The 26781-nt window shown below is 43.7% G+C and carries 19 protein-coding genes; 4 read left to right on the plus strand and 15 right to left on the minus strand.

The window, feature by feature from the left end; translation table 11 throughout:
* Positions 1-102: 102 nt before the first annotated feature.
* The 12 genes from KXQ82_RS07555 to KXQ82_RS07610 form a co-directional block, all read right to left on the minus strand.
* Complete coding sequence (locus tag KXQ82_RS07555; RefSeq protein ID WP_219487579.1) at positions 103-1449, minus strand: NAD(P)-dependent oxidoreductase; 1347 nt, start codon at positions 1447-1449, stop codon at positions 103-105.
* Positions 1450-1583: 134 nt separating this feature from the next.
* A complete protein-coding gene (locus tag KXQ82_RS07560) occupies positions 1584-2450 on the minus strand; it encodes a nitrilase-related carbon-nitrogen hydrolase (RefSeq protein WP_219487580.1) in 867 nt (288 codons plus the stop codon).
* Between the two features lie 34 nt (positions 2451-2484).
* On the minus strand, positions 2485-3867 hold the full coding sequence (hydA, locus tag KXQ82_RS07565) for a dihydropyrimidinase (RefSeq protein WP_219487581.1): 1383 nt from the start codon (positions 3865-3867) through the stop codon (positions 2485-2487).
* Complete coding sequence (locus KXQ82_RS07570) at positions 3851-5371, minus strand: NCS1 family nucleobase:cation symporter-1 (RefSeq protein WP_219487582.1); 1521 nt, start codon at positions 5369-5371, stop codon at positions 3851-3853. Before KXQ82_RS07570 ends, hydA begins: the two co-directional genes overlap by 17 nt.
* A gap of 23 nt (positions 5372-5394) precedes the next feature.
* Positions 5395-6756 carry an aminotransferase class III-fold pyridoxal phosphate-dependent enzyme gene (locus tag KXQ82_RS07575; protein ID WP_219487583.1) on the minus strand — a complete coding sequence of 454 codons (1362 nt, stop codon included), beginning with the start codon at positions 6754-6756 and terminating at the stop codon, positions 5395-5397.
* A gap of 123 nt (positions 6757-6879) precedes the next feature.
* On the minus strand, positions 6880-8337 hold the full coding sequence (locus KXQ82_RS07580; RefSeq protein WP_219487584.1) for a CoA-acylating methylmalonate-semialdehyde dehydrogenase: 1458 nt from the start codon (positions 8335-8337) through the stop codon (positions 6880-6882).
* Positions 8338-8362: 25 nt separating this feature from the next.
* Positions 8363-9238 carry a nucleoside phosphorylase gene (locus KXQ82_RS07585; RefSeq protein ID WP_219487585.1) on the minus strand — a complete coding sequence of 292 codons (876 nt, stop codon included), beginning with the start codon at positions 9236-9238 and terminating at the stop codon, positions 8363-8365.
* A gap of 167 nt (positions 9239-9405) precedes the next feature.
* Positions 9406-9897, minus strand: coding sequence for an Lrp/AsnC family transcriptional regulator (locus KXQ82_RS07590; protein ID WP_219487586.1), 492 nt, complete (start codon positions 9895-9897; stop codon positions 9406-9408).
* Positions 9898-9998: 101 nt separating this feature from the next.
* On the minus strand, positions 9999-10841 hold the full coding sequence (locus tag KXQ82_RS07595; RefSeq protein WP_255563511.1) for a 5'-methylthioadenosine/adenosylhomocysteine nucleosidase: 843 nt from the start codon (positions 10839-10841) through the stop codon (positions 9999-10001).
* A gap of 13 nt (positions 10842-10854) precedes the next feature.
* Positions 10855-12198, minus strand: coding sequence for an NCS2 family permease (locus KXQ82_RS07600; protein ID WP_255563512.1), 1344 nt, complete (start codon positions 12196-12198; stop codon positions 10855-10857).
* A gap of 29 nt (positions 12199-12227) precedes the next feature.
* Positions 12228-14663 (minus strand): MG2 domain-containing protein, encoded by a 2436-nt coding sequence (locus KXQ82_RS07605; protein ID WP_219487587.1) that lies wholly within the window; start codon positions 14661-14663, stop codon positions 12228-12230.
* A gap of 6 nt (positions 14664-14669) precedes the next feature.
* A complete protein-coding gene (locus KXQ82_RS07610; RefSeq protein WP_219487588.1) occupies positions 14670-17096 on the minus strand; it encodes an MG2 domain-containing protein in 2427 nt (808 codons plus the stop codon).
* 87 nt (positions 17097-17183) lie between these two features.
* Here KXQ82_RS07610 and KXQ82_RS07615 point away from each other — a divergent pair, with 87 nt between their 5' ends.
* The 3 genes from KXQ82_RS07615 to KXQ82_RS07625 are packed head-to-tail and all read left to right on the plus strand — an operon-like array spanning position 17184 to position 20069.
* Positions 17184-18350 (plus strand): glycosyltransferase family 87 protein, encoded by a 1167-nt coding sequence (locus tag KXQ82_RS07615; RefSeq protein ID WP_219487589.1) that lies wholly within the window; start codon positions 17184-17186, stop codon positions 18348-18350.
* On the plus strand, positions 18347-19303 hold the full coding sequence (locus tag KXQ82_RS07620; protein ID WP_255563513.1) for a glycosyltransferase family 2 protein: 957 nt from the start codon (positions 18347-18349) through the stop codon (positions 19301-19303). The genes KXQ82_RS07615 and KXQ82_RS07620 overlap by 4 nt, the downstream gene beginning before the upstream one ends.
* On the plus strand, positions 19284-20069 hold the full coding sequence (locus KXQ82_RS07625; protein ID WP_219487590.1) for a polysaccharide deacetylase family protein: 786 nt from the start codon (positions 19284-19286) through the stop codon (positions 20067-20069). The genes KXQ82_RS07620 and KXQ82_RS07625 overlap by 20 nt, the downstream gene beginning before the upstream one ends.
* 125 nt (positions 20070-20194) lie before the next feature.
* On the opposite strand, the gene KXQ82_RS07630 is transcribed toward KXQ82_RS07625, so the two are convergent.
* From KXQ82_RS07630 to KXQ82_RS07640, 3 genes are read right to left on the minus strand one after another with little or no spacing between them, the layout of a single operon-like run.
* Entirely contained in the window at positions 20195-21826 is a 1632-nt protein-coding gene (locus KXQ82_RS07630) for a dihydrolipoamide acetyltransferase family protein (RefSeq protein WP_219487591.1), read from the minus strand.
* A gap of 41 nt (positions 21827-21867) precedes the next feature.
* Positions 21868-23121: a competence/damage-inducible protein A gene (locus tag KXQ82_RS07635; RefSeq protein ID WP_219487592.1), complete on the minus strand. Its 1254-nt coding sequence runs from the start codon at positions 23119-23121 to the stop codon at positions 21868-21870.
* 1 nt (position 23122) lies between these two features.
* Positions 23123-25747: a putative LPS assembly protein LptD gene (locus KXQ82_RS07640; RefSeq protein WP_255563514.1), complete on the minus strand. Its 2625-nt coding sequence runs from the start codon at positions 25745-25747 to the stop codon at positions 23123-23125.
* A gap of 205 nt (positions 25748-25952) precedes the next feature.
* Between KXQ82_RS07640 and KXQ82_RS07645 the strand changes: the two genes are divergently transcribed.
* Positions 25953-26744, plus strand: coding sequence for an N-acetylmuramoyl-L-alanine amidase family protein (locus KXQ82_RS07645; RefSeq protein ID WP_219487594.1), 792 nt, complete (start codon positions 25953-25955; stop codon positions 26742-26744).
* Positions 26745-26781 lie beyond the last annotated feature (37 nt).

Raw genomic sequence — 26781 nt, forward strand, 5'->3', positions numbered from 1 at the left:
TTGTTGTTTAGTTATTGTGCTATTAGTTGTTGAGTTATTAGGAGGATTATTTGGTTAGTTATCTATCAACTTAATAACCCAATAACCCAATCACCTAATAACTTATCCCACCATTAAATAATTCAAAATCCCCTGTGCTCCATCTTTACCCGCTTGCACGGCATCTACCACTTCTTTACCACCGTTAACGCAATCGCCACCGGCGAAGATGCCATCAATACTGGTTACGCCGTTTTCGGCGATGGTAATTTTACCGTATTGGTTGGCAAGGTTGGTTTCGGCAATCAGGTTTTCGAAAGGCATTTGCCCTGCCGCTTTGATGATCATGTCTACATCAAGCGTCATAGTTTCACCCGTATCAACAGGCGAGCGGCGGCCGCTGGTATCGGGTTCACCCAAAACCATGGTGCTGCAAACTATTTGCTTTACTTTGCCATGCTCATCGCCAACAACATGTTTTGGCGCGGCTAACCACACAATACGGCAGCCGTCAAGCTTGGCAATATTCAGTTCAACTTCGGTACAAGGCATTTCTTCTTGTGTACGGCGGTAAAGCATCGTTACTTCTTTGGCCCCTAAGCGTTTGGCTTGCGTAGCGGCATCAATAGCCGTCATGCCCATCCCGATAACGGCAACCTTCTCGCCTACCTTCACCTGGTCGAAACCTTTGCTGCGGATATCGTAAATAAAGCTGATCGCATCAACAACACCATCCAAATGTTCGCCGGGGATTGACAGTTGTCGCGCCAGGCCAACGCCAATACCTACATAAACGGCATCATACTGGCTTTGCAGATCGGTCAGCGAAATATCTCTGCCCAACTCCTGGTTGTATTTTATTTCGATACCGCCGATTGACAGGATGTATTCTACCTCATCTTCGCAGAATTGCGGCGTTACTTTGTAGGCAGCAATACCATATGTCATTAAACCACCGCCTTTTGCTTCTTTCTCGTAAACGGTCACGTCAATTCCTTCGCGGGATAAAACGTGAGCGCAGGATAATCCTGCCGGACCTGCACCAATAACCGCTACCCTTTTACCGTTGGACGGTTTGCGGATAAACAGCGGCCATTTATTGGCGATGGCTTTTTCGGTTGAGTAACGCTGCAAACGCGCTATCTGTATCGGCTCTTCATCCATCAGGTTGTACACGCAGGCGCCTTCGCACAGCTTTTCAACCGGACAAACCTTGGAGCAGCCCCCACCCATAATATTGGATGAAAAAATGGTGTGTGCCGAACCTTTAATGTTCTCGTTAGCTATTTGCTTAATGAATTTCGGCACGTCGATACTCGTCGGGCACGATTTCATGCAGGGCGCATCATAGCAGTAAATACAGCGGTTGGCCTCCACCAGCGCCGCGGTCAGGTTTTCGAATGGCGGATGAATATCAGCGAAATTCGCCTCGTACTCATCGGCGGTAAGCCTGAAATTTGTTATTGACATATTTTTATTTCGGATTTCGGATGTTCGATTTCGGATTTACTCCTATTTCGAATATCGAATGTTCAATTTCGAATTTATTTTTTTCTCTCTTGCTTCGCCCGCCGTAGCTTTAGCGAAGGCGGGATTCTTGCAACTTACAACTCCGTTATCGGCCCGTAAGTCTCCGGTCTCCTGTCGCGGAAGAACTGCCAGGTGCTGCGTACTTCGTCTATCATATCCAGATCGAACTCGGTTATTAGTAGTTCATCATCATATTCTGATGCAGTGGCCAGTATTTGTCCGCGCGGGTCAACGTGGTACGATGAACCGTAAAAGCGGCCCAGGTTCCATGGCTTTTCTTCGCCAACACGGTTAATGCAGCCCATAAAATAGCCGTTTGCCGCTGCGTGAGCAGGTTGTTCCAGTTTCCATAGATATTGCGACAAACCTGCAACAGTAGCCGATGGATTGTATACGATCTCTGCGCCATTCAATCCCAAACAACGTGCGCCATCAGGGAAATGCCTGTCGTAGCAGATATAAACACCCACTTTAGCATATTTAGTTTGAAAAACGGGGTAACCTAAATTGCCCGGTTTAAAGAAAAACTTTTCCCAAAAGCCATTGGTTTGCGGGATATGGTTCTTGCGGTATTTTCCGAGGTAAGTACCATCAGCATCAATAACTGCCGCAGTGTTATACAACACACCCGCCTGTTCCTTTTCGTAAATAGGAACGATGATCACCATGTTATACTTTTTGGCGTAGGTCGCCATCAGGTCGGTTGTCGGGCCGGGCACGCTTTCTGCCGAGGCATACCATTTGGCATCTTGTCCCGGGCAAAAGTAAGGGGTGTTAAAAATCTCCTGCAGGCAAAGTATCTGCACGCCTGCCTCTCCCGCTTTTTCGATGTAAGGGATATGCTTTTGCACCATGGCATCCACAATCTCGGGTATGGTGCCCTCGCCTTCCGTTTTCGGCAGGCTCATTTGTATTAAGCCCGATTTAATAATTCTTGGCATGTAAATTTTTTATAATAAGGTCAGTTAATGTTCTTTATATAAATCCGGTAACTTTTTTACGCTTGATGAACTGGCCGTTGCCTTTCACCACCTTACATTCTTCACCATCGATGGCAACCGTGCCACGTAGCAATACGGTTTTCACCTTACCTTCTACCTCCCAGCCTTCGTAACCGCTGTAATCCACGTTCATGTGGTGAGTTTCGGCAGAGATCTTGTGTTTGGCATTCGGGTCGAAAATCACAATATCGGCATCGCTGCCCACAGATATGGTTCCCTTACGGGGAAACATGCCGAATATTTTGGCGGCATTGGTGCTTGCAACTTCCACAAACTTGTTAATGCTAATTTTGCCTTTGGCTACCCCTTCGGAGTAGAGCAATTCAAAACGGTTCTCGATCGCCGGGTGCCCGTTGGGTATCTTGCTGAAATCGTCTTTACCCATCAGCTTTTGCTCCCACATAAAAGGGCAATGGTCGGTAGCAACTACTTGTAAATGGCCCTGGTTAATACCGTTCCAAAGTGAATCCTGGTCTTTTTTCAGCCGCAACGGCGGACTCATCACCCATTTAGCGCCTTCAAAATCATTTTCGTAGAGCGAAGCATCCAAAATCAAATACTGGATACAGGTTTCGGCCATTACGTTGTGGTTGCGTTTGCTGGCATCGCGCACAGCGTTTAACGCGCCCTCGCAGGTTAGGTGTACGATGTATGCCGGGCAGCCTGTATAACCTGCCAGTTGTGCAAAACGGTTGGAGGCTTCGGCCTCGGTAACTTCGGGTTGCGATAAGAAGTGATACAGGGGGGATAGCTTTCCTTCGGCCCGATGTTTTGCCACAAGGTAATCAATCAAATCCCCGTTGGTAGCATGTGCCGTAACCATCCCACCCTGCTTTTTCACTTCACTCATCAAACCAACCATCTGACGGTCATCAACCATCAGAGCTCCTTTATAGGCCATAAATGTTTTGAATGAGGTTATGCCCTCATCCTCCACCATTTGTTGTATCTCGGCCTTTGTATTATCGTTAAAATCAGTAACCGCCATGTGGAAGCTGTAATCGCCTACAGCGGTACCGGTTGCCCGAGATTGCCAGTCGGTTAACGCATCCTTCAGGCTGTGCCCCTGTGTTTGCAACACAAAATCGATAACCGTTGTCGTCCCGCCAAAAAGCGCGGCACGTGTACCGGTTTCATAGGTATCGCTGGAAAACGTCCCCATAAACGGCATTGATAAATGCACGTGTGGGTCTATCCCACCAGGAAATACCAACATGCCTTTGGCATCTATCTCTTTGTCGGCCTTCACATTCAAGTTTTTGCCGATGGCGGATACCGTTTCGCCCTCAATGAATATATCGGCTATGGTGTCGTTATCAACCGTGATAACCCTGCCGTTTTTAATTAATACTGACATTCAATTCTCCTTCCTGTAATTCGTTCGCGGTAACGGTTTCGGTTTGGTTGCGCATCAGCAGCAGGTAAACCAAACCCGAAATAAAGAACCCCGCGAACCACGCATAACTGTAAACATCAACCAGCCATGGCCAAACCGAACCTGCGGGCAGCACATGAATAATGGCTAAAAAGCCCGGTATATTTGGCGCGATACCTAATATTAAAGATATGATGGCCAGTCCGTTAAAACCGTTACCGAAAGTATAACGACCGCTTTCGCGATACAACTCCTTCACATGTAAATTTTGCTTACGCACGAAGTAATAGTCAGCGATCATGATGCCACCGATAGGACCCAGTAAACCCGAATACCCAACCAGCCAGGTAAAAATATAGCCCGATGGATCAGCGATTAATTTCCATGGGAAAATGCAGATACCGATAACGCCGGTGATATAACCGCCTAATTTAAAATCAATTTTCTTTGGTGAGAGGTTAGCAAAATCATTAGCGGGGCTAACAATGTTTGCTGCAATGTTTGTTGCCAATGTTGACAGCGCTACAGCTATCATGGCGATACTCACCAATAGCTTGCTATCAAATTTACCCGCCAATACAACCGGATCCCAAATGGTAGTGCCGTAAATGATGAACGTTGCCGATGTTACCACCACGCCGATGAACGAAAATATTGTCATAGATGGCGGTAGACCGATAGCCTGCCCCCATTGCTGTGCCTTCTGACTTTTAGCATAACGTGTAAAATCAGGAATATTCAGCGAAAGCGTGGCCCAAAAGCCAATCATCCCCGTAAGGGAAGGAAAAAACGCTTTCCAGAACTCGGCAGTAGTTTTAAACTTTGATGGCTGTGCCAAAACCGGTCCTAAACCATGGCTTGCGTTGATGGCCCAATACAACAATGCCAAAGCAGCTACAGGTAAAAAGAAGGCTTTAAAAACCAAGAGTTTCTTAATGCTATCAACACCCAAATAAACCACGTACATATTCAATAGCCAAAACAAAAAGAACATCAAAGCCGGGCCGGTTTGCAAACCCCATGATGCAGGGAATATCTGCGGAAGCGTGGCTATTGAAGGTATCCACAAGTGTGCCATTTGATACAGCGCGAAACCGCCTATCCATGTTTGTATACCGAACCAGCCGCAAGCGATAACCGCTCTTAACATAGCAGGGATATTTGCACCTTTTAAACCAAAGCTCGCCCTTGCCATTACCGGGAACGGGATGCCATATTTAGCTCCAGCCCTGCCGTTTAATATCATGGGAATGAGCACAATACTGTTGCCAACTAAAATAGTTACAATGGCTTGCCACCAGTTCATGCCGCCTTCAATTAACGAGCTGGCGAGCATATAGGTAGGGATGCAGAGGCTCATGCTTATCCACAGCGCGGCGTAGTTCCAGGTGCCCCACGTGCGCTTATCGGCGGGTATGGGCGCGAGGTCCTCGCTGTAATATTGCAGGTCTTCTATTTGTGCGGCTGCTGATTCGGTTTTTGACATGGATAAATTTAGTGAAAAACTAATCAATAAACATATTCATCGGCAATGGCAATGGCTTGCGATATGATAGCCATACCTTCATCAACCTGCTCTTTGGTAATACTCAACGGCGGCGCTATGAAAATGTAGTTCCAGCGAACAAAGGCGTACATGCCCAGTTCTTTAATTTTACCGGCAACCTTGTTCATTATCACCATTTCATCCGCTTTGGCGTTGTATGGTGCCATTGGTTCTTTTGTATTACGGTTCTTCACCAACTCAAAACAACCAAGCAAACCTGTATTTCTGAAATCGCCAATGCTTGGATGAATTTTCTTCATCTCGTTCGCTTTGGCATCAATATACGCGCCCATGTTGGCGGCATTTTCTATCAGGTTTTCGTCTTCGTAAATTTTCAATACTTCTACCCCTGCCGCGCAGCTTACCGGGTGAGCAGAATAGGTTAATCCCAGCATCAATGGCTTATCATCAAAAGCCGCGGCAATTTTATCGGTTACGATCAAAGCACCCAACGGCAAATAACCCGCGGTAATACCTTTAGCTGTCGCGATCATATCAGGCACCACACCACCATTATTATCCACACCAAACCAATGGCCTGTACGGCCAAAGCCGCTCATTACTTCATCAGCTATTAGCAAAATACCGTGCTTATCGCATAGTGCGCGTAGTTTTTGTAAATAATCAGGCGGGTATTTGATACAGCCTGAAGTACCACTTTCGCCCTCCATTAAAATGGCGGCTACGTTTTCGGGGCCTTCAAATTCGAGCACACGCTCAATATGGCTCACACACTCGCGGTTACAACTGCTCATCTCTTTACCCCAGGGGCAACGATAGCAATATGGGTCCTCAACATGCACAAAATTTGGTGCCTGTTGTGAATCGGATGCCAGTTTACGAGGGTCTCCGCCTGCGGTCATTGCGCCATAAGAAGCACCATGAAAAGCCCGGTAACGGGTTATTATTTTATGCCTGCCGGTATATATCCGCGCGAGTTTTATAGCGTTCTCTATCGCCGTAGCACCGCAAACGGTAAATAATGTCTTAGTCAAATTACCGGGCGATATCTCCGCCAGTTTTTTACCCAGTTCGCCACGGGCCTTAGTTACGCAGCTTGGCGTAACATAACTTACCTGCTGCATTTGCTCCATAACAGCTTGGGTAACACGTTGGTTACCGTGGCCAATGTTCACGTTCATCAGTCCCGATGAAAAATCCATGTAGCGTTTGCCTTCGTAATCGTACAGGTAAATGCCCTCGGCATGTTTTATCGCAATGGGCGCAATACCTTTTTGCTTGCTCCAGGAAAACAGCGTATAGTCGAAACTATTTTGAAGTATCTCTTCCGTTTCTGTCATTAGTTCATTAGTTGCTTCGTTCATTTGTTTATTGGTCTTAGCAATTTAATATTTTGTTCATTAGTTCAATTGTCATTGGTTCATTGATGGTGTAGTTCAATATTTTAGCGACAAAACACTAATCAACAAATGAACCAATAAACTAACTCAACTCATCCAATTCACTCCCGCTTCCGGGTTCCATTTGGTGGTTGATTTTTTCAGTTTCGTCCAAAACTCTATCGAGCTTTTGCCGGTGATATCGCCCACGCCGAATTTACTTTCGTTCCAGCCACCAAACGAGAATGGCTCGCGTGGAACAGGTACACCCACATTCACACCCACCATGCCTGCGCTTGCATTATTAATAACATAGCGCGCCGCGCCGCCGTTTTGGGTAAATACCGAAGCGGCATTACCGTATGCGTTCGCATTCTCTATAGCTAAAGCTTCATCCAGCGTTTTGGTGCGCATAATACTAATCACCGGGCCGAATATTTCTTCTTTAGCTACATCCATTTCGGGAGTTACATAATCTATAACCGTCGGGCCAACATAATAGCCGTTCTCCTTGCCGGGAACATTTGGCTTGCGGCCATCCAATAATATTTTAGCACCTTGTTTTTCGGCACTGGTAATGTATGCTTCTATCCTGTCTCTTGATTCTTTGCTGATCACCGCGCCCAGGTTGTCGCCGGGGATCACTTTTTTTGCCTCGGCAACCAATTGGTCTATGATATGATCAACATCGCCCACACCTACCATAGCCGAGGCCGCCATACAACGCTGGCCAGCGCAACCGCTCATTGATGCGGTGATATTTTGCGCCGTCATTCCCGGTATCGCATCAGGTAACACCAATAAGTGGTTCTTAGCACCACCTAAAGCAAGGCAGCGTTTCAGGTTTGATGTGGCACGTTGATAAACGATCTTGGCTACTTTGGTAGATCCTACAAAGGATACCGCCTCAATCCCCGGATGATCGCAAATAGCATTTACAATTTCGCTATCGCCATGAACAATGCTTAATACACCATCGGGTAAACCTGCTTCTTTTAACAATTCAGCAATTTTACCAACGCTTAATGGCACCTTTTCGGATGGTTTAATAATTAAACAATTACCTAAAGCGATAGCGTTCGGCAAGGTCCAGTTAGGTACCATGCTTGGGAAGTTGAAAGGCACGATAGACGCAACCACACCCAAAGGCACATATTCCGTACGGCACTCTATACCACGGCTTACTTCCAATAACTCGCCTGTTACCAGTTGTGGTAAGGAGCAGGCAAATTCTGTGAGTTCGATAGATTTTTCAATTTCGGCAACTGCTTCACCGTAGGTTTTGCCGTTCTCTTCCTGCACCAATTTTGATAATTCAACCAAATCTCTCTCTAACAAGGTTTTGTATTTAAAGAAAACCTGCACGCGTTCTTTTATTGGCGTGGCCGACCATTTTTTAAAGGCGGCTTTAGCCGAAGTAACTGCCACATCCAAATCGGCGGCGGTTGACATGGGTACTGTAGACAATAATGTGCCATCAACAGGCGATACTACCTGCATATTTTTTGCAGTGCTGGCATTTGTAAACTGGCCACTTATAAAATTCTGAACCGGACTATATTTCATTCTGTTTGTATTATACTATTCTGTTTTAATTGCTTGCAATTATTCCAAGCGTTTTTTCTATTAATGCATTTACCGTTGCACCCGGATCTTTTGAAAACGCCCCTGTTATACGGTTGGCTATCAACGCGTTCAGACTGATGGTTTTGTGCCCCAAGGCGGCACCCAAACCATAAATACCTGCCGTCTCCATTTCAAAATTACTGATAATGAGATCTTTGTATTTAAAATCGCTCAGCTTATCAATAAAACCCGGATTGCTTAAACCCAACCTCAGTACCCTACCTTGCGGGCCATAAAAACCCGGACAGGTTACTGTGATGCCTTTATGGAAACCCCTATCAAACTGCTTTAACAAGCCTTCATCACACGCGTTAATGTAAGGTGCCGATACCTTTCCCGATAAGCCCGTTTGTGTAATAAACTCGTTTAATATCAGGTTGCCTGTATCATTAGCCTGCACATCATAAAAGTTCATCAGGTTATCAATACCCAAACCGTGTGTTGATGCCAAAAAGCTATCTACCGGGAAATCCCTCTGTAAAGAACCAGATGTACCAATACGGATAATGCTCAATTGCTTTAACTCCTGGTTTACTGTACGTGTTGCAAAATCAATATTCACCAATGCGTCCAGTTCGTTAAATACAATATCTATATTATCAGTACCAATACCTGTTGAAACTACCGAAACCCGCTTTTTACCAATATAACCCGTATGCGTTACAAACTCCCGGTGAGCACGCTTAACTTCAACTTTATCGAAGTGTTTACTTACTTCTCCCACCCTGTCAGGATCGCCAACGGTTATAATGTTGGTGGATATTTCATCGGGTTTAACATCTAAATGGTAAATAGCACCACGTGAATTTACAATTAGTTCAGACTCAGCAATACGATTCAAATCAGGTAAGTTTGGATTTCCTTCACTCCTTAATTCAGTAAATTAAATTAAAAGTAAACAGAAAAAAGTAAAAAATGCAATTAATTAAACATTTTTTGCAAAAAATGTTTTCAGGTTTAAAAAATCATCCTGCAAAGGGGGCGCAGGATGAGCAAAAATATCAGTCATTATCTTAACGAACCCAGATCAGGCTGCGCTAATTTTAATACCTTAAAGTACATATCTGTTTTGGTTTGATACACACCTTCAATACAACTAATGTGTTCGTTTATCAGTTCAACCAAATGGGTGTTATCGCGGCACATTACATCTACTTCGATATCAAAATCGCCTGAAGTGGTTGCCAGGAAACTGATCTCGGGCAAATGCATCAATCTATCTGTTACATTTTGGATAAGGTTTGCCGGTCTTACCGATACTTTTATGTGCGCATACGCATGAAAACCTACTTTTTCGGGGTTAACCCTACCTACTATCTGGATGGTTTTATCTTCTATCAGTTTACCTACACGCATACGTATATTGCTGATAGACACCCCTAATTTCTCGGCCATTACCGTGAACGACATACGGCCATCCTGCTGCAGCAGCATTAAAATTGAAAAATCAAGCTCATCAAGCGAGCCGTTTTGGCTGTTGTTTGGTGGTGGTGTTAGCATGTAATAATTATTTTATTAATAGTAAATAAAAGCAAATCTTATTAAAATACTATATCAAACGTGCAAATTATAATAAAATCTGTGCGCCTAAGTTACTTTAATTATAGTTTTCCTACAATAGCAATCACCAAATTAGCCGAGTTTTCGGCAGCAATTTTGTAAAAGGTGGCAACATCTTCATGCGCCGTTTCGCTGGCATTATCGCTCAGGCTACGTATCACCAAAAACGGAACATGCTGCTGCCAGCAGGTTTGCCCTACTGATGCACCCTCCATTTCGGTAGCTTCGGCCTTCATTTTTTGATAAAGTTGTTTTGTGGCTGTTGCCGATGATACAAAAACATCGCCGGTAACTATCACGCCTTCAATAACCTTTGGCGTGCGTTTACCTATGATGTGAAAACTTACAGTTTTACTCACATTTTCCGCCAGTTCTATCAAGGGCCTGGAACACGGAAAATATAAGGGATTATCCTGTAATGTTATCGGGTCTTTTGTTGGCCCCCGCAGCATACTATCGGGTGTAATAGCGCCATAATCATGATAAGCCACGCTTGTCCCTATAACCAGGTCGCCGGGCAATAATTTAGGGTTTACCCCTCCTGCTATACCCGAAAACAATACTTCGCGCGGGTTAAAATGATCTAATAATAAAGTAGTAGTTATAGCAGCATTTACCTTGCCTATACCTGTTTGTGCCAAAACAATGTGCCTGCCATTTAACATACCCTCGGTGAAATGGATGCCTTGAAATACCAGCTCTTTGGGTTCTTTGATGAGGCTATGTATCAAAGCAACTTCTGCCGGAAAAGCTCCTAAAACCGCTGTTATATTTTGATTAGCAGCCCGCCCGCTATAATTGCCCTGAACTGTTGGCAACGATACTTGTGCAAACAGGTATTGCACGCTAAGCATTAATAAAACAAAGGGTATCAGTTTTTTCATATAAAGGTGTTATTTACGCGAGTATTAAGCCTAAAATGCAAAAGGCATCAATTATCCAAAGGGTAATGCTTACTTCTTTTGCCTTGTCGCTGAATAATTTGAGTAACGAATAGCTTAAAAAGCCCCATGTGATGCCTTGCGTTATGGAGTAAGTAAAAGGTATCAGTACCATGGCTAAAAAGGCCGGTATGGCATCATCAAGTTCGGTCCAGTTTATTTTTGTAACCGGGCGCATCATAAATACGCCTACCAATACCAGCGCGGGCGCCGTAGCTATGGCAGGCACCACCGAAAGCAATGGCGCCAAAAAAAGGAAGGGCAAAAACCATAAGCCGCCAACAATTGCTGTTAAACCTGTACGGCCACCTGCCTCAATACCTACAGCCGATTCAATATACGCCGTACCCGGACTTGAGCCTGCTATACCCGCTATTGTTGTAGCCACGGCATCGGTAAGCAAGGCTTGTTTTACATGTTGCGGCTCGCCGCTCTCATCTAATAAATTTGATGCCTCGGATAAACCGATGAATGTTGAAAGGCTGTCGAACATATCGGTAAATACAAAAGCGAAGATGACCGGCACCATTGCCCATGTTAAAGAATGAACCAGGTCGAGTTTAAAGATGAGGCTAAAATCAGGCGCGGAAAATATATCGCCGCCAAGGTTGATCAATGGCTGCCCCCCTCCCCAAAAACGACCGATAGGTAACGCGGCTAAAGTTGTAGCTACTATCCCTATCAAAATAGCGCCCTTTACCCGGTAAATAACAAGTACCGATGTTAACAGTATACCTGCGATAAAAGTGAGCAAGGCAGCATCTAATTTACCAAAACCTATTATTGTAGCCGGATTGGCTACCAAAAACTTAGCATTTACAAAACCTATCAGCGCGATAAATAAACCAATACCAACAGATGTAGCATAGCGTAATGTTTTGGGTATGGCTTTAACAATATAGGTACGGATATTAAAAACAGAGAGCAGCAAAAATATAACACCAGCCCAAAATACAGCACCAAGAGCTACAGGCCAGGGCACCTTCATACCTAAAACCACCGAAAAGGTAAAAAATGCATTCAAACCCATACCCGGAGCAACGATGATGGGATTTTTGGCATACAGTCCCATCATTAAGCTGCTAAAAAACGATACGATTATGGTAGCGGTTAATACTCCCGCAAAGGGCAAACCCGCTTTGCTCAATATAGCAGGGTTAACTACTATAATGTAGGCAGTAGCTAAAAAGGATGATGTACCGGCAAGTATTTCGGTTAAGGTTGTGGTGTTGTTTTTCTTTAGGTCAAAGTAATCTTTCATTAATCGCTTGCTGAAGCCTAAATGTATTGATTTATGCATCAGGATGCAAATAACATTATCGCAGGACCTTATTTTACCTCATATACTGATGATGCCACTACCGGTATGCCTTTATCTGTAATACCCTGAACCACCAGCCTTATCTTACTTTTCGGATCGGCATTATAAAAGCTTATTGTAGCTTCTCCGTTAGCATTGGTAGTAATGTTTGGCTCCCAATGTATGGTGGTACGGTAATCGGGCTTAGTATCAGGGGCCTCATACCGTGGCGCAAAAAAAGTACGTTCTTTGGCATAGCCTTCAATATTGGCCATAGTATGGTCAAAAACATCTTTTTCTAAAACACCGGGCCTCATCACTACAAATACCGAATGCATTATACCATAAACTGTTTCGCGGCGGTTTATAGTTACTTTCAGGATATGGTCCATAGGCTGGCCCAGGTAGTCATCATCACAAACAAAACGGTAATCTATTTTAGAGTTATCTGAGTACACCCCTCTGATTGAAACGGTATGAGCCGGAAAATAGCCATATTGCAAAATAATACCCGGTGATGGATCCTCAACTTGCACATGGCACCCATTACCCAACTCACTATGAGTACCACCTATCATATACAACAGGTATTGTAACAAACTGCCATAATCTTTTTGCTCGGCTAAAGTTATAGGGTGCACTTCTTCGGGTAGCATATTGGTGTAGCCTTTAATTTGCACGGCACTTAAATTATTAACACCCTCAAAACTAAACTTTTGCCTTATTTTATCACGCGCAATTAACGCGTCGGATGTTAAAGGTATGGTATCTTCCGGAGCAAGTACAGCCGCATGAACAGGCAGGCTATCCCTGAAAAGGGAATCAACACGGATGTATCCCCCGGTTTTACCTTTGCTCCTCCCATCGGCCTTTATGCCATTGCTGCTACGTGAGGTGAAATTTAGGTATTGGTAGCCATAAAATACCGCGCCATCAATATTAAACCTGCCCGATGAATCAGTTACCGCGGTAAACAATTTATCGCCTGTTGCCTTTGGCGCAAACATGGTAACATTGATATTAGGCATGGGTTTATCGGCCCAAACCTTGCGCACCCGGCCGGTAATGCTAATGGCCTGCTCTACCTCATATGATATTTTGAGCGTGGTATCGGCAATACGCTTCCATACAAAATCGCGCCAGCCCTGGGTGAGCAGCAGCAGATCCAGTTGCTTATACCTGTTAGTATTAGTAGTATCAAAATACCTTTCGGGATGCTCTATCACACCCTTAAGTTCTGAAGTAAGTTCAAGATAGGTTAAGATATTTTCAGGCTTAACCGCCGATACATTTTCGTCAATAGCCGATAATGATAAGTTGGCATGTTGCGTTTTATCGAGCTTTATTTTTACAGTTACCTTTTCTTTAGACTTATACAATGCCTTATCTGTATTTACTTTAAGGGCATAATTACCCGGCTTGCGTACATATACCAAACGCTCGCACAAAGGCACCGAGTGGTCATCATACAAAGTAATAGCAGCAATACCTTCCGGGAAATTGGCATCGGGTATATTAACAAATACTTCTTTTGATTGTACACGCAACTGGTCGTTATAAATTATTTTGCCGCCATGCCTGGCGATAATGACCAGATTTGCCCCGCCCGATTCACGAAGCATACGCTCACTACAACTGATATCAACAGCTATGGAGGGGCTTACCACACTCACCCCCATTACAAAACCTTTTTTTGTGCTATTCCTTAATTTAAAATCATAAGGCTGGTTCTTTATCATCACGTTGGCGTGATAACGTTGCGTTTCATCGGGTGTTAAATTGAACGAGCCAAAGCCCAGGCTATCACAGGTAAACTTAGCAACTACCCTGCCCGATGATGCCAATACAGTTCCGTTAACCGGGATCCCTTTACCGTGCTCATCTTCGGCCTTTACCGCTACAACGGATGTAACATCATTAACTAATGTACCGCCTTCAGGCAAAAACCTAACGAGTGGGCCGCTGGGCAAAGTATCTTGTTTAGAAATGACCGGCTGTTTCTTTTTTAACCTACGTACCGGCTTTATTTGCGCTGCAGCACTTGTTTTGGTATCCGAAGCGTTAACCACTGTAATGTTTTTTTCGAACACAAAATTATCGCCAAAATTACGCATCCAGTTGGTATACGCCCTGATGCGGTACTTACCTGCAGATATGGTATCTGGCAATTTAAAATCGCCGGTACCTAAACCGTTTTCCAGCCTGATGAGGTGGTGTTGCTTTATTTTTAAACCCGGCGATATCAATTCTACATACAGGTTATGACTGTAATTGATAGGTTTGTTATTTTGTGCGTCAACCAGGTAAGCCTTAAACCAAATATTTTCGCCCTGGGTATAAACATCCCTGTCGGTATGCAAGTACACCTTCTCAAAAAACAGCGGAATGGTTTGCTGCGCATTAACTGTAATTGCGCAGCGTAGTATTAAAACTATAAAAAGCAGTATCCTGGTATAATAACTCATCCGTATTTATTTAACATCATATTGTGCCACAGCTGCTACAGGGATTCCTTTATCTGTTACGCCCTGCACAATCAGCTTTATTTGGCTTTTGGGTTCGGCGTTATAATAAGTAATGGTCGCTTCGCCTTTGTCATCGGTGGTAATATTAGGCTCCCAATGTATAGTAGTACGGTAATCGGGTTTGATATCTGTTGATGGATACTTTGGCGCGTAAAATACCCGGGCCTGGGTATAGCCAACAACATCGGCCATGGTGTTATCAAAAATATCCTTCACTTTCATAGATCCGGGGCGCATTAAAAGTTCTACGCTATAAACCTTCCCGTCTACAGTTTGGTAGCCGCGGATGGTTACCTTAAGCACCCTATCCATTGGCTGGCCCCAAAATTCATCGTCACCGGGATATCGTTCTCCGGGCATAGTTATTCTTGAATTATCCGAGTATAGTCCGCGAACGCTCACCTTATGCTTATACGGGGGTTTCCAACCTGTAAATATCATTGGCTGTTCGCCATCATTCATTTCCCAATGAGCGTATGGTATGCGGTTTACAACATATTGGCCAACACTGCCATACTCTTTTTGCTCGGCCATAGTTACAGGAATAACGTCTGTTGGCAAAGCGTTACTATAACCTTTTATCTGCACTGTTTTGAGGCTATTGATACCCTCAAAAGTAAACTGCTGTTTAATTTTTTCACGGGCTATCAGCGGGTCGGGGCTAATGGGTATCGTATCTGCAGTAAAAGCATTGTCTGGCTTAACTTCCATCTTATCCTGAAACAGCGAATCTATTTTTATCCAGCCTCCTGTTTTTCCCTTGCTTTTTCCATCTGGTTCTAACCCATCACTCCGGCGTGAGTTAAAATTAATGTAGTTATAGCCATATAATATTGGCCCGTCTATCCGGAATTTGCCCGATGAGTCCGACTGTGTATAAAACAGCTTATCTCCGGTTGCCTTGGGCGCAAACATGGTGATATTCATATTGGCTAAGGGTTTATCACTCCAAACCTTTCGCACCCGGCCCGTAAGCGTTAATGCCTGCTCAACATCATATTGCTGTTTAAATTTTGTTTCGGCAATATCTTTCCAAACAAAATCGCGCCAGCCCTGGGTAAGCAGCAACAGGTCAAGCTGTTTATAACGTTCGGTATTAGTGGTATCAAAATACCTTTCGGGGTGTTCTATATTACCCTTTAACTCCGAACGTAACTCCAGGTACGATACTATGTTTTCTGGCTGTACAGGAACCATTCCAATATCAACAGCCGCCAGCGACAGGTTTGTCCGGGTACTATCGCACAGCTTAATTTTAACAGTAACTTTTTCTTTGGGCTGGTATGATCTGTTATCGGTGCTAACATTTAATCTGGTGCTATTATTATGATGTACATACACTAAACGCTCGCCTAAAGGCAAAGCACGTTCATCATATAAAGTAATGAGCGATACACCTTCAGGGAAGTTTGCATTTGGTATCTGCACAACAATGCTCCGCTCCTGCAGCCTTATCTGCTGTTTAAAAAGCGTTTTACCCGCATGCGCGCCCATAATAACCAGATTTGACCCACCCGACTCGCTTAAAGAGTAAACATTGCAATTAATTTCGGCAATGATGAAGGGGTCAACATTACTTGCGCCAAGGGTAAAACCTTTTATCCGGGCATCTTTTAACTTAAATGTATATGGCTTGCCTTTTATTGTCGCTTCGGCGCGATATTGCTGGGTTTCATCCGGCTGGAGCGTAAATTTACCCATACCTAAACTATCGCAGCTAAATTTTGCAACTAACCTGTTTGATGAAGCGAATATTTGCCCCGATACTGCAATGCCCCGCCCTTGCTCATCTTCAGCCTTTACGGCAATAACCGAACTCACGTTGTTCACCATAGAGCCGCCTTCCGGGAAAAACCGGATAACAGGACGGGAAACCAGGGTATCGGATTTTAACCCAAGCAATTCCTTCTGCTTTATTTTTTTTATGGAACGGTTAAGGTTTGCAACTGTAGCTTTCTTTCCCGAAAGGTTAATAATCGTGATGTTCTTTTCGAAAACAAAACTATCGCCAAAATTACGCATCCAGTTAGTATACGCCCTGATGCGGTACGTGCCTGCCGAAATGGTATCGGGTAGCTTAAAATCGCCGTTGCCTAAACCATTCTCTAACCTGATGGCGTGGCGCTGAACGATCTTTAACCCGGGGCTTATTAACTCTGCATATAAATTATGGCTGTTATTAATGGGCTTATTGTTTTGCGCGTTAACCAGATAGGCTTTAAACCAAATGTCTTCGCCCTGCATGTAGGTATCCCTGTCGGTATGCAGGTATACCTTCTCATAAAATAAGGGAACAGTTTGCTGGGCGCTGATGTTTAGGGCGCGTAGTACAATCAAAACACAAAAGGCAAGGCGCTTTGCACTTAAAGTCATAAAGCATTCAGGTTTGGTTGAACGAATATAATAAAATCGGGCACTAATGTTATCTTTGATGCGTTACATTTGCTTTTCGGCTATTTGATGCAAAAAATAAAAGCTCTTTTTACCAATAAATACTTCATCCTTACGCTTTGGTTTGGCTTGAGTACAATTGCCGCTTTAAAGCAGGTAATTATGCACAGCATTAATAACTATCAGTTATATAAATGGTCGTGGTTTCACCTCATCCAGCAAAAAAATATTTACCTGCGTTACCCCCAGTTGTTTGAAGATTGCCACCATTACGGGCCGTTTTTTGGCTTAATAATAGCGCCCTTTGCCATATTACCCGATTGGCTGGGCGTTATGCTATGGAGCCTGTTCAATACCTGGATATTATACAAGGCGGTAACCATGCTCCCCTTTGATAAGAACAAGCAACTGATGATATTGCTGATATGCGCGCATGAGTTGATGACATCGTCATTCAGTGTACAGGTAAACCCGTTTATTACCTCGCTAATGTTGTTCACCTTTATCTTCATCCGCAGGGAAAAAGATTTTTGGGCGGCGCTCATGATCATTATCGGCACTTATATTAAGTTGTATGGCATTGTTGGGCTGGCATTCTTTTTCTTTTCAGAAAATAAGATCAAATTTATCTGGGGTCTGATATTCTGGGCCGTGGTGCTTATGGGGTTGAACATGCTGGTATCATCGCCGGCTTTTGTTATACAATCCTACCAGGACTGGTACCATAGCCTTGCCGCGAAAGATGTAGAGAACAATGCATCGCGCATGCAGGATATTGGTGTTAAGGGTATGATAAGGAGAATATTTGATATTTACCTATCGGACATACAGGTGCTTATCCCGGCAACTATCTTGTTCTTCACATCATACCTCAGGTTTAAAAGTTATAAAAACCTGCAGTTCCAGTTACTGATATTATGCTCAACACTGATATTCCCTATTATTTATAGCAGCAGCTCCGAATCGCCAACGTATATCATCGCTTTTATGGGCGTGGCTATATGGTATATGAATTTGGACAGGCCGGTTACCCGATTTGAAATATTTTTAATCATTTTTGCAATCGTGATCACCAGCTTTTCACCGTCAGACTTGTTTCCGCGGTATTTAAGCGAACACCTGACCAAAAAATATGGATTAAAAGCCCTGCCTGTATTTATAGTATGGCTTAAAATAGTTTACGAAACCTGGACGCGGGATTTTAAAGAAGAACCGCCGGTACCGGCAATAGCATGATAAAAAAGAAACTTTCGGTAGTAATACCATCTTTTAATGAGGAAGGCAATATTGAAGCCTTGGCCGCGAGGTTGCTCGCGGTACTGAAGGGTGTGCCTTCTTATGATTATGAGGTTATTTTTATTGACGACGGCAGCTCTGACGGTACTTTAGATAAACTGAAGGGGCTTGGTAAACTGGACAATAACCTGTTCTATTTAGAGCTTTCGCGGAATTTTGGCCACCAGAACGCTTTGAAAGCGGGTTATGATTTTGCTACCGGCGATGCCATTATTAGTATGGATGGGGATATGCAACACCCGCCCGAACTAATACCCCAGTTTATTGAGAAATGGGAAGAGGGTTATGATGTGGTATACAGCACCCGTGAGTATCAGGATGATACTACCATATTCAAAACCAAAACCAGCGACCTGTTTTACAGCATGATCAACTCGTTATCGGATACCAAACTTGAAAAAGGCACTGCCGATTTCCGCCTGATAGACCGTAAGGTTGCCAACGTGCTGGTACAGCTAAACGAGAACGGCTTGTTTATGCGCGGTTTGATAAAATGGCTGGGCTTTAAGCAATATGCCATACATTACCAGGCCGAGGCGCGTTTTTCGGGCAAGAGCAAATATACGCTGCGGCGGATGTTCAAATTCGCGGTGGAGGGTATCACGGCATTTAGTGTGAGGCCGCTTTATATGGCTACCGGTGTGGGTATATTCTTTTCTCTGGCATCATTGCTTTACATCCCCTATATTTTGTACAGCTATTTTTTCAGGCCCCAGTTTGAAGCTGCCGGCTGGGCATCACTTTTAGCCACCGTTGTGTTTTTTGGCGGTATGCAATTGATGGTACTTGGTATTATTGGTACTTACCTTGGCAAATTGTTTATGCAGGCCAAACAACGCCCTAATTATATTATACGCTCAACCAACCTGAAAGATGATACTGCTAAGCTTTGATATTGAGGAGTTTGATATGCCGTTTGAATATGGCAAACAGATAGCTTTTGACGAACAACTCCGTATATCAACCGAAGGTACACTTAAGATACTCGACATACTGCAAAAGCATGATGTGAAAGCAACATTTTACTGCACGGCCAATTACGCTGATCACAAACCTGAAATTATACAACAGATAGTTAACAGCGGTCACGAAATAGCTTCGCATAGTTATTACCATTCGGATTTTAAGCCTGAACATTTAAAGCTATCGAAAGACAGGCTGGAGCAATTATCCGGCGAAACCATAAAAGGCTACCGTATGCCACGCATGCAACCTGTGGATGAGCAAGAGATATTTAAGGCCGGTTACGTATATAATTCATCCATTAACCCTACCTACCTGCCGGGCCGGTACAATAATTTTAATAAACCACGTACGTATTTTTACCAGGATGGTGTATTTCAAATGCCAACATCGGTATCGCCATTGCTGCGCTTCCCTTTGTTTTGGCTAAGCTTTCATAACCTGCCATTAGGATTACTGAAATGGCTGTGCAAAAAAACCCATAAAAAAGACGGTTACCTTAACCTGTACTTTCATCCATGGGAGTTTACCGATATTAATCAGCCGGAAAAATTCGGTTTCCCGGGATATGTTACTAAAGTTACAGGAGATGCTTTTGTAGAACGAATAGACGAGTTTATCCGCTGGGGATTAAAACAAGGTTATGCCTTTGGGCGGACGGATAGATTTGTGGAGGAGGTTACGGCGAGTAAATAATACGAATACCGTCATTGCGAGTGATAGCGAAGCAATCTTAGATAATGCTAATCTGGAATGCCCGTTGATAACCTTAATAGTTTAGTATTGCTTCGTGCCTCGCAATGACGTGATGGTTACCAAACCTACACTTCCCTATCCAGATCCCAGTTCTCCAAATAATCAGCCACACGACGGATGAATGAGCCACCTAAGGCGCCATCTACTACCCTATGGTCATAAGAAAGCGACAGGAACATCATGTGGCGGATGGCAATTACGTCGCCTGTAGGGGTTTCTATAACGGCAGGTTTCTTTTTGATAACACCTACTGCTAATATAGCCACCTGCGGTTGGTTAATAATGGGCGTACCCATAGCATTGCCAAACGAACCAATATTGGTGATGGTGAAAGTTCCCTCCTTTATCTCATCGGGCTGAAGCTTGCTGGTGCGGGAGCGGTTGGCAAGGTCGTTTACGGCTTTGCTAAGGCCTACCAGGTTCAGCTCATCGGCATTGCGGATAACCGGAACAATGAGGTTACCGCTTGGCAAGGCTGCCGCCATACCAATATTGATATTTTTCTTTTTGATGATCTGCGTACCATTAACAGATACGTTTATCATCGGAAAATCTTTAATCGCCTTGGCTACAGCCTCAATAAATATTGGCGTGAAGGTTATTTTAGTGCCTTCGCGTTTTTCAAAACCTGCCTTTACTTTATCACGCCACAGCACCATGTTGGTTACATCGGCCTCAACAAATGAGGTTACATGTGGCGATGTATGCACACTGGCTACCATATGGTCGGCAATAAGCTTACGCATGCGGTCCATCTCGATGATCTCATCAGCACCACTTGTTGACCTGGATGGCGCTGATTGAATAGCACTTGCAGCAACAGATTTTTGCGGTACGGATTGGGCTACAGCAGCAGTAGCAGATTTTTCGGGCACAGCTTGTGGCCTTGTTTGTTCCACAACCGGGGTTTCTACTTTTGGCGCTTCGGCCTGCGGTATTACGGTTGGTATAACAGGTGCCTCGGTTTTTATAAACTTAGGCTGCTCCAGCATTTCTGATGGGCGTAAGGTTTGTTGTGGTGCAGGCGCAGGAGTGCTAAGCGGTGATGCCACAGCACCTGTGCCTCGCTTGCGCACGTATAGTAAAATATCGTCTTTAGTTAATCGCCCTTCGGAACCGGTACCTGGTATCGCATCCATCTCTTGCGGAGTAATGCCTTCCTGTACAGCTATATTTTTCACTAATGGCGAGTAGAACCTGGCACCCGATGATGGTACTACCGCTTTGGCTGTAGTATCTAACTGGCTAATCCCCGGTACAGCTTCAGTGCTTTCTTCGGGCAATATCTCTTCGTCGTGCTTATCTTCTGTTAATTCAGGAAAAAATTCTTCTTCGTGGCTGGCTGCAGGTGTTTCTGATACAACTTCAGCTTTTGGCGCATTATTATTATCGGTATCGGGCAGTTTAAAGTTTTTAATAGCAGTATCCTGCTCAGCGGTTAATGGGGCTTCAGGTTCATCGGTTTCAATAATACCCAACACTCCGCCCACTTGTATTACCTCGTTCTCTTTGCAAAGCTGCAAAACCAGTCGCCCCTTTACAGGCGATGGCACTTCGGAGTCTACTTTATCGGTGGCAATATCAATTACTGTATCATCAATCTCAACAAGGTCGCCAACATTTTTGTTCCATTTAATAATGGTAGCCTCGGCAACACTTTCCCCCATTTTGGGCAATAACAACTTATATTTGGCCATTAATTATCGCTTGAATTTACAACCCGAAAATTAAGACAAAATCAGTCAACAGACACGTTTCCGCGCAATAATTTTATCAACATACCCATTGCTGTAATGGCCGTTCGCTCAATGTTTTGCATGCGTTTTTTACCAAAAACAAACTTATGTGCAAAAGTTTTTTGACTGTTAGCTACGGCTATCCACACTGTACCTACCGGTTTATCATCAGTACCGCCATCGGGGCCGGCTACGCCTGTTACGGCAATAGCATAGTCTGATTTAAAGTTGCGCAGCGCACCCTCCACCATTTCAATAACAGTTTCTTTACTTACGGCGCCGTGGCCCCAAAGCGTTTCGTTGGTAACACCAAGTATGCTTTCCTTTAATTCATAAGCATAAGATACCGCCCCCCCTAAAAACACCTTTGATGAACCGGGATGCTGTGTAAACAAATGCGATATAAAACCGCCGGTGCAGCTTTCGGCAACTGTAAGGGTTAAGTTTTGCGCGCCCATTTCGTCCAATATGGCTTTCTCTATAGGTACGTCAACATCAGTAACCACACTACGCCCAATACGTTTTATCAGTTGCGCGGCATACATATCAGCTTCGTTGTGCAATGCGGCTTCATCATTACCAAAAGCGCTTAAACGTAAACGTACCGAACCCAGTTTTGGCAGGTATGCCAGTTTGATATGTGCAGGTAAAGAACTTTCAATATCAGCTATCTTTTCAGCCAAAAAAGATTCACCCTCACCTACTGTCAATATGGTTTTGTGTACAATGGCGGGCAGGTCAAAAGTAGCTTTCAGCTTTGGTATCACTGTTTCCTCCATCATATACATCATTTCGTGCGGCACACCCGGCATCGATACATATATTTTACCCTCATGGTTAAACCACATACCCGGGGCTGTACCGTTGTTATTGATAATCACCTCACAGTTTTCAGGTATATCGGCCTGCCTGATGTTAACCTCTAATAAAGGGCGGTTATATTTCGCAAAAATGCGACTCACGTTTTCTAACGCTTCGGCGTTTTGTACCATCCCAACGCCAAAGTATTCGGCTATGGTAGTTTTTGTTATGTCGTCTTTAGTTGGGCCCAGGCCGCCGGTTATCAGAATAATATCGGCACGGTTTTTCGCCTCGGCAAGGGCAGTTAAAATATGCTGCCTGTCATCAGATACCGAGCTGATCTGCTTTACGCGGATACCAATAGCATTAAGCTGCTGCGCAATCCAGGCCGAATTACTGTCAATTATCTGGCCTATTAGTATTTCATCGCCAATGGTAATAATTTCTGCAAGCATATTAATCGTTATTGTAATAATCTTTCCTTTTGCTTAGTTTGAGGTCCTGCAAAACAGAAGCCTTGACCTTTAAGGTTACATTATAAAATTTGTAAAAGCCAAACGGTATCCACTGTGCCGACAGGTCCCAGCAATGTAGGTCGCGGTAAATGGATATTGATGTAGGGGTAAATTGCCCTGCCTTCACATCAAAACCCGATGAGTACTGAATTTTCCATTTGGGTGTAATGTTCAGATCGCCATTAAAGTTAAGAGAATTGCTGATAAATGTAGATACCCCGGTATTGTTGTATGCAAAGCTATAGCTCACACTAATATTCCAGGGGATATTAAAATCGACATAGGCATTGGGGTTTGAGTTGATCAGGGCAAGCTTTTCGGCCTGTTGCTTGTTCATATTCTGCAAATTAGAACCGGGCTGTATCTGGTTATTAGGGTTATTGGGCTGGTGTAAACTTTCGGAGTTAAGGCTGATACTCATGGACATGTTAAAGTTTGTGAGTGTGGGGAATTTACCATCCTGGAAAGTGTACCTGTCTATTACCCTTGCATACCTAATTAGCTGGCCATTGGATACAGAGTCGCGCACCTGGTTAACATACGGGTTAAGCGTACCGCCAAAGTTTATACCGAGTTTATTGTTGAATAAAGATGTGCGGCCCGAGAAACTAATGGGCGAAAGCTTTAACGAATCGGCTATAAAGTTGTAAAAGGTAGAGAAGGAAAGCCCTTGCAGCAACTGTATTTTACGTGGTGTTTGCGATGTATCGGATTTGCGGGCACGTAATTTTGCTTCGATGGTATTATCTAAGCTAAAAGCTAAACCTGCAGACTTACCCCCTGATGGGCCACCGTAAACCCCCTGCTCAAATATAGAGTACTTTTGTGAAGTGTAGGGATACGGAATGGTGGCACTACTAACTATGGTTTTATAATACCCATAACCCGGATCAGAAAAATCAGGGCGGTATTGAAAGCTTATAGACGGTGTCATTACATGCCTTATGGCTTGTAGCGTACCTTTAAAAAACATGGTATTATATACTTTGGTAGATAAACCTGTTGATATGGAATAATCTCCGGCCCTTCTGAAACCTGAAACGGTATCAACCACCATCGAATCGAGGCCCGAAACGCTACCCCTGGCAAAACGCTTGCGTATAGTTTGGAAATAATCGCGTTCGGTATAGTTTATGCTTGAGTTAAACTGGAAATAGTTTAAAATGTTAAGGCTCAAGCTAACCGGTATAGATTGCGTGAAACCATTTTGTAACCTTTTTGAAAAAGTTTGCGAAGTAAATAACTGATCTTCGGCTACATTATTAATCTTGTTGGTACCCTGCAAGCTATAACCTACCGTGATACGCTGATACCATTTTTGTTCTCCTACCCTGTCTTTCTTGTCAAAGGGGCTTAAGCTGGTCATGTTCAAGCTAAAGGTTGGAAGCTCTAAGGTTACTGTTTTTGCTGTCAGGTCCTGGCTATGCGACAGGTTAACAGACAGGTTAAAAGGTGTACCTGTAAATACTTTACCATACGCTATGCTCGACCGCAGGTTATTTTGCGTAAGCGCGATCAAATTATAGTTGGTTTGCGCCGGCGAGTTACGGTAAAAGCTTGATGTACCCGCGTTAACCGATGCTGAAAATGTAGTACCCGGGTGCGCTGCCGCATCCTGGCTGTGCGACCATTGTATATTAAAATCCTTAGCGGCAGGATCTGTTTCAAGGCCATATTTATGGTAGCCAAAGCTTAGCGATAAGGTACCCTGGTATTTATATTTTTTAAGATAATGTGCCAGCGAGTTAACATCAAACGATCCTTTTGAATAGTATGTGGCTGTATTGGTCAAATCGATATAATCACTGAGGCCTAAATAAATACCAAAACCTTTTAAAAAGAAACCCAGTTGCTGGTCTTCGCCAAAAGTTGGCAATATAGCGCCCGATGAGCGTTGGTCTGGCTTCGGGAAAAAGCCAAAAGGAAGTACAATTGGAATAGGAACGCCTTCAATCTCAAGGTAGGCAGGGCCCGAAATGATCATGTGCTTCTCTGCAATACCTTTTGTAATTACAATACCAAAATCCGTTTCGGGGTATGGCTTATCGCAGGTGCTGTACAAAACATTGCGATAGGCTATCTCCTCTTCATTCAATCGCTTGGCTTCGCCACCCGATATAAAATTACCATCCTGTTTTGAGGCGGCATTATGAATGAAACCCTTTTTGGTGACGTAATTAAACACCAGCGAATCGCAAATTAGCGGGTCCTGATCTTTTTGTTTAAAAATTGGCCGGCCAATATATGCGCCGGTTAACGGATCGCGGCCACCGCGGGCAAATACCAGGTGATTCTTTTTATCAACACGGATATAATCGGCATCTAACGACGCGTCTTCGAAAGAAATACGTGCGTTATGCAGCAAGATCAAAAAATCAGATGGTATATGTATGGCAATAGTAGTATCGCCGGCCTGGGCTTTTATTTCCGAATCGAAACTATTGCCCTTTTTCTTAGTCGTATCTTTTGCCGCTTTAACTTTTGAAGTATCTGTACCTTTCTTTCCTCTTTGTCTGGTTAGTTTACTATCTTTAACAGGATTCAGCTTAATAATAGTATCGCGCATACTATAACCACCTGTTTTTGCGTAGTTATAAGAAGCCGCCAGCCCATTGATGTTGAAAAGAAGAAATAAGAGAAAAAAAAGGCGTTTAAATTTCAAAATTGATTATGAATAGTATTTTTGCAAAAATAGTTTTACTTGCGGCTCAAAAATAATGAAAAATAAGGCATTGAAAAGATACATTTATTGTTTACCCCTAATACTTTGTTTGTCGGCTGTCAAATCCTACAGCTTTACTGCTGCCGCAAAAACAGACACATCTGCATTCAGGGTAAAAACTATTGTGGTAGATGCAGGACACGGTGGCCATACGGGCGCATCGGGCTCTTACTCTACCGAAGAACAAGTAACGCTTGCATTGGCACTTAAATTACAAAAGGCCATACAAAAAGACTTAAAAGATGTAAAAGTGGTAATGACCCGCACCACACCCGATGGTGTAGGCCTGCAAAAACGATCGGATATTGCAAACGATGCAAAAGGAGATCTGTTTATATCCATACACTGTAACTCATTGCCAGACAGGACACGGATTGTAAATGGCAGAAAGGTACGCTCACCAGATCAATCGGGCCGTGGCGTATTGTTATTGGTTTACGGTTTACACCGCGATAAAGAAGAGGTTGCGGCTTTACGTGAGAACTTATTTGAGGAAACCAGTGCCAAGGGCGGCAATGGTTTAGGATTTGACCCGCATGACCCCGGCCAGATGATTATTTTAAATGCCTTCAAACAAAAATTCAGGAAAAACAGTATACTGTTTGCAAACCTTGTTAATGATGAGTTTGTACAAACAGACGGCCGGTCAAGTGATGGCGTTAAAGAACAGGGCGTTTTAGTATTATGCCATACCGCTATGCCTGCCGTTTTGGTTGAAACAGGATTTATAAATAACCCTAAAGACGAAGAGTATTTAAACTCGGAAGATGGGCAAAATGAAATTGTGGCATCAATCGTGCGTGCCATAAAAAGCTACAAGAAGGAAATTGAGCCCATTTGACTGACTAAAAAACCTAAACCACCATATAAACACAAGA

The sequence above is a fragment of the Mucilaginibacter rivuli genome (assembly GCF_019391655.1).
In the GTDB taxonomy this organism is placed as follows: domain Bacteria; phylum Bacteroidota; class Bacteroidia; order Sphingobacteriales; family Sphingobacteriaceae; genus Mucilaginibacter; species Mucilaginibacter rivuli.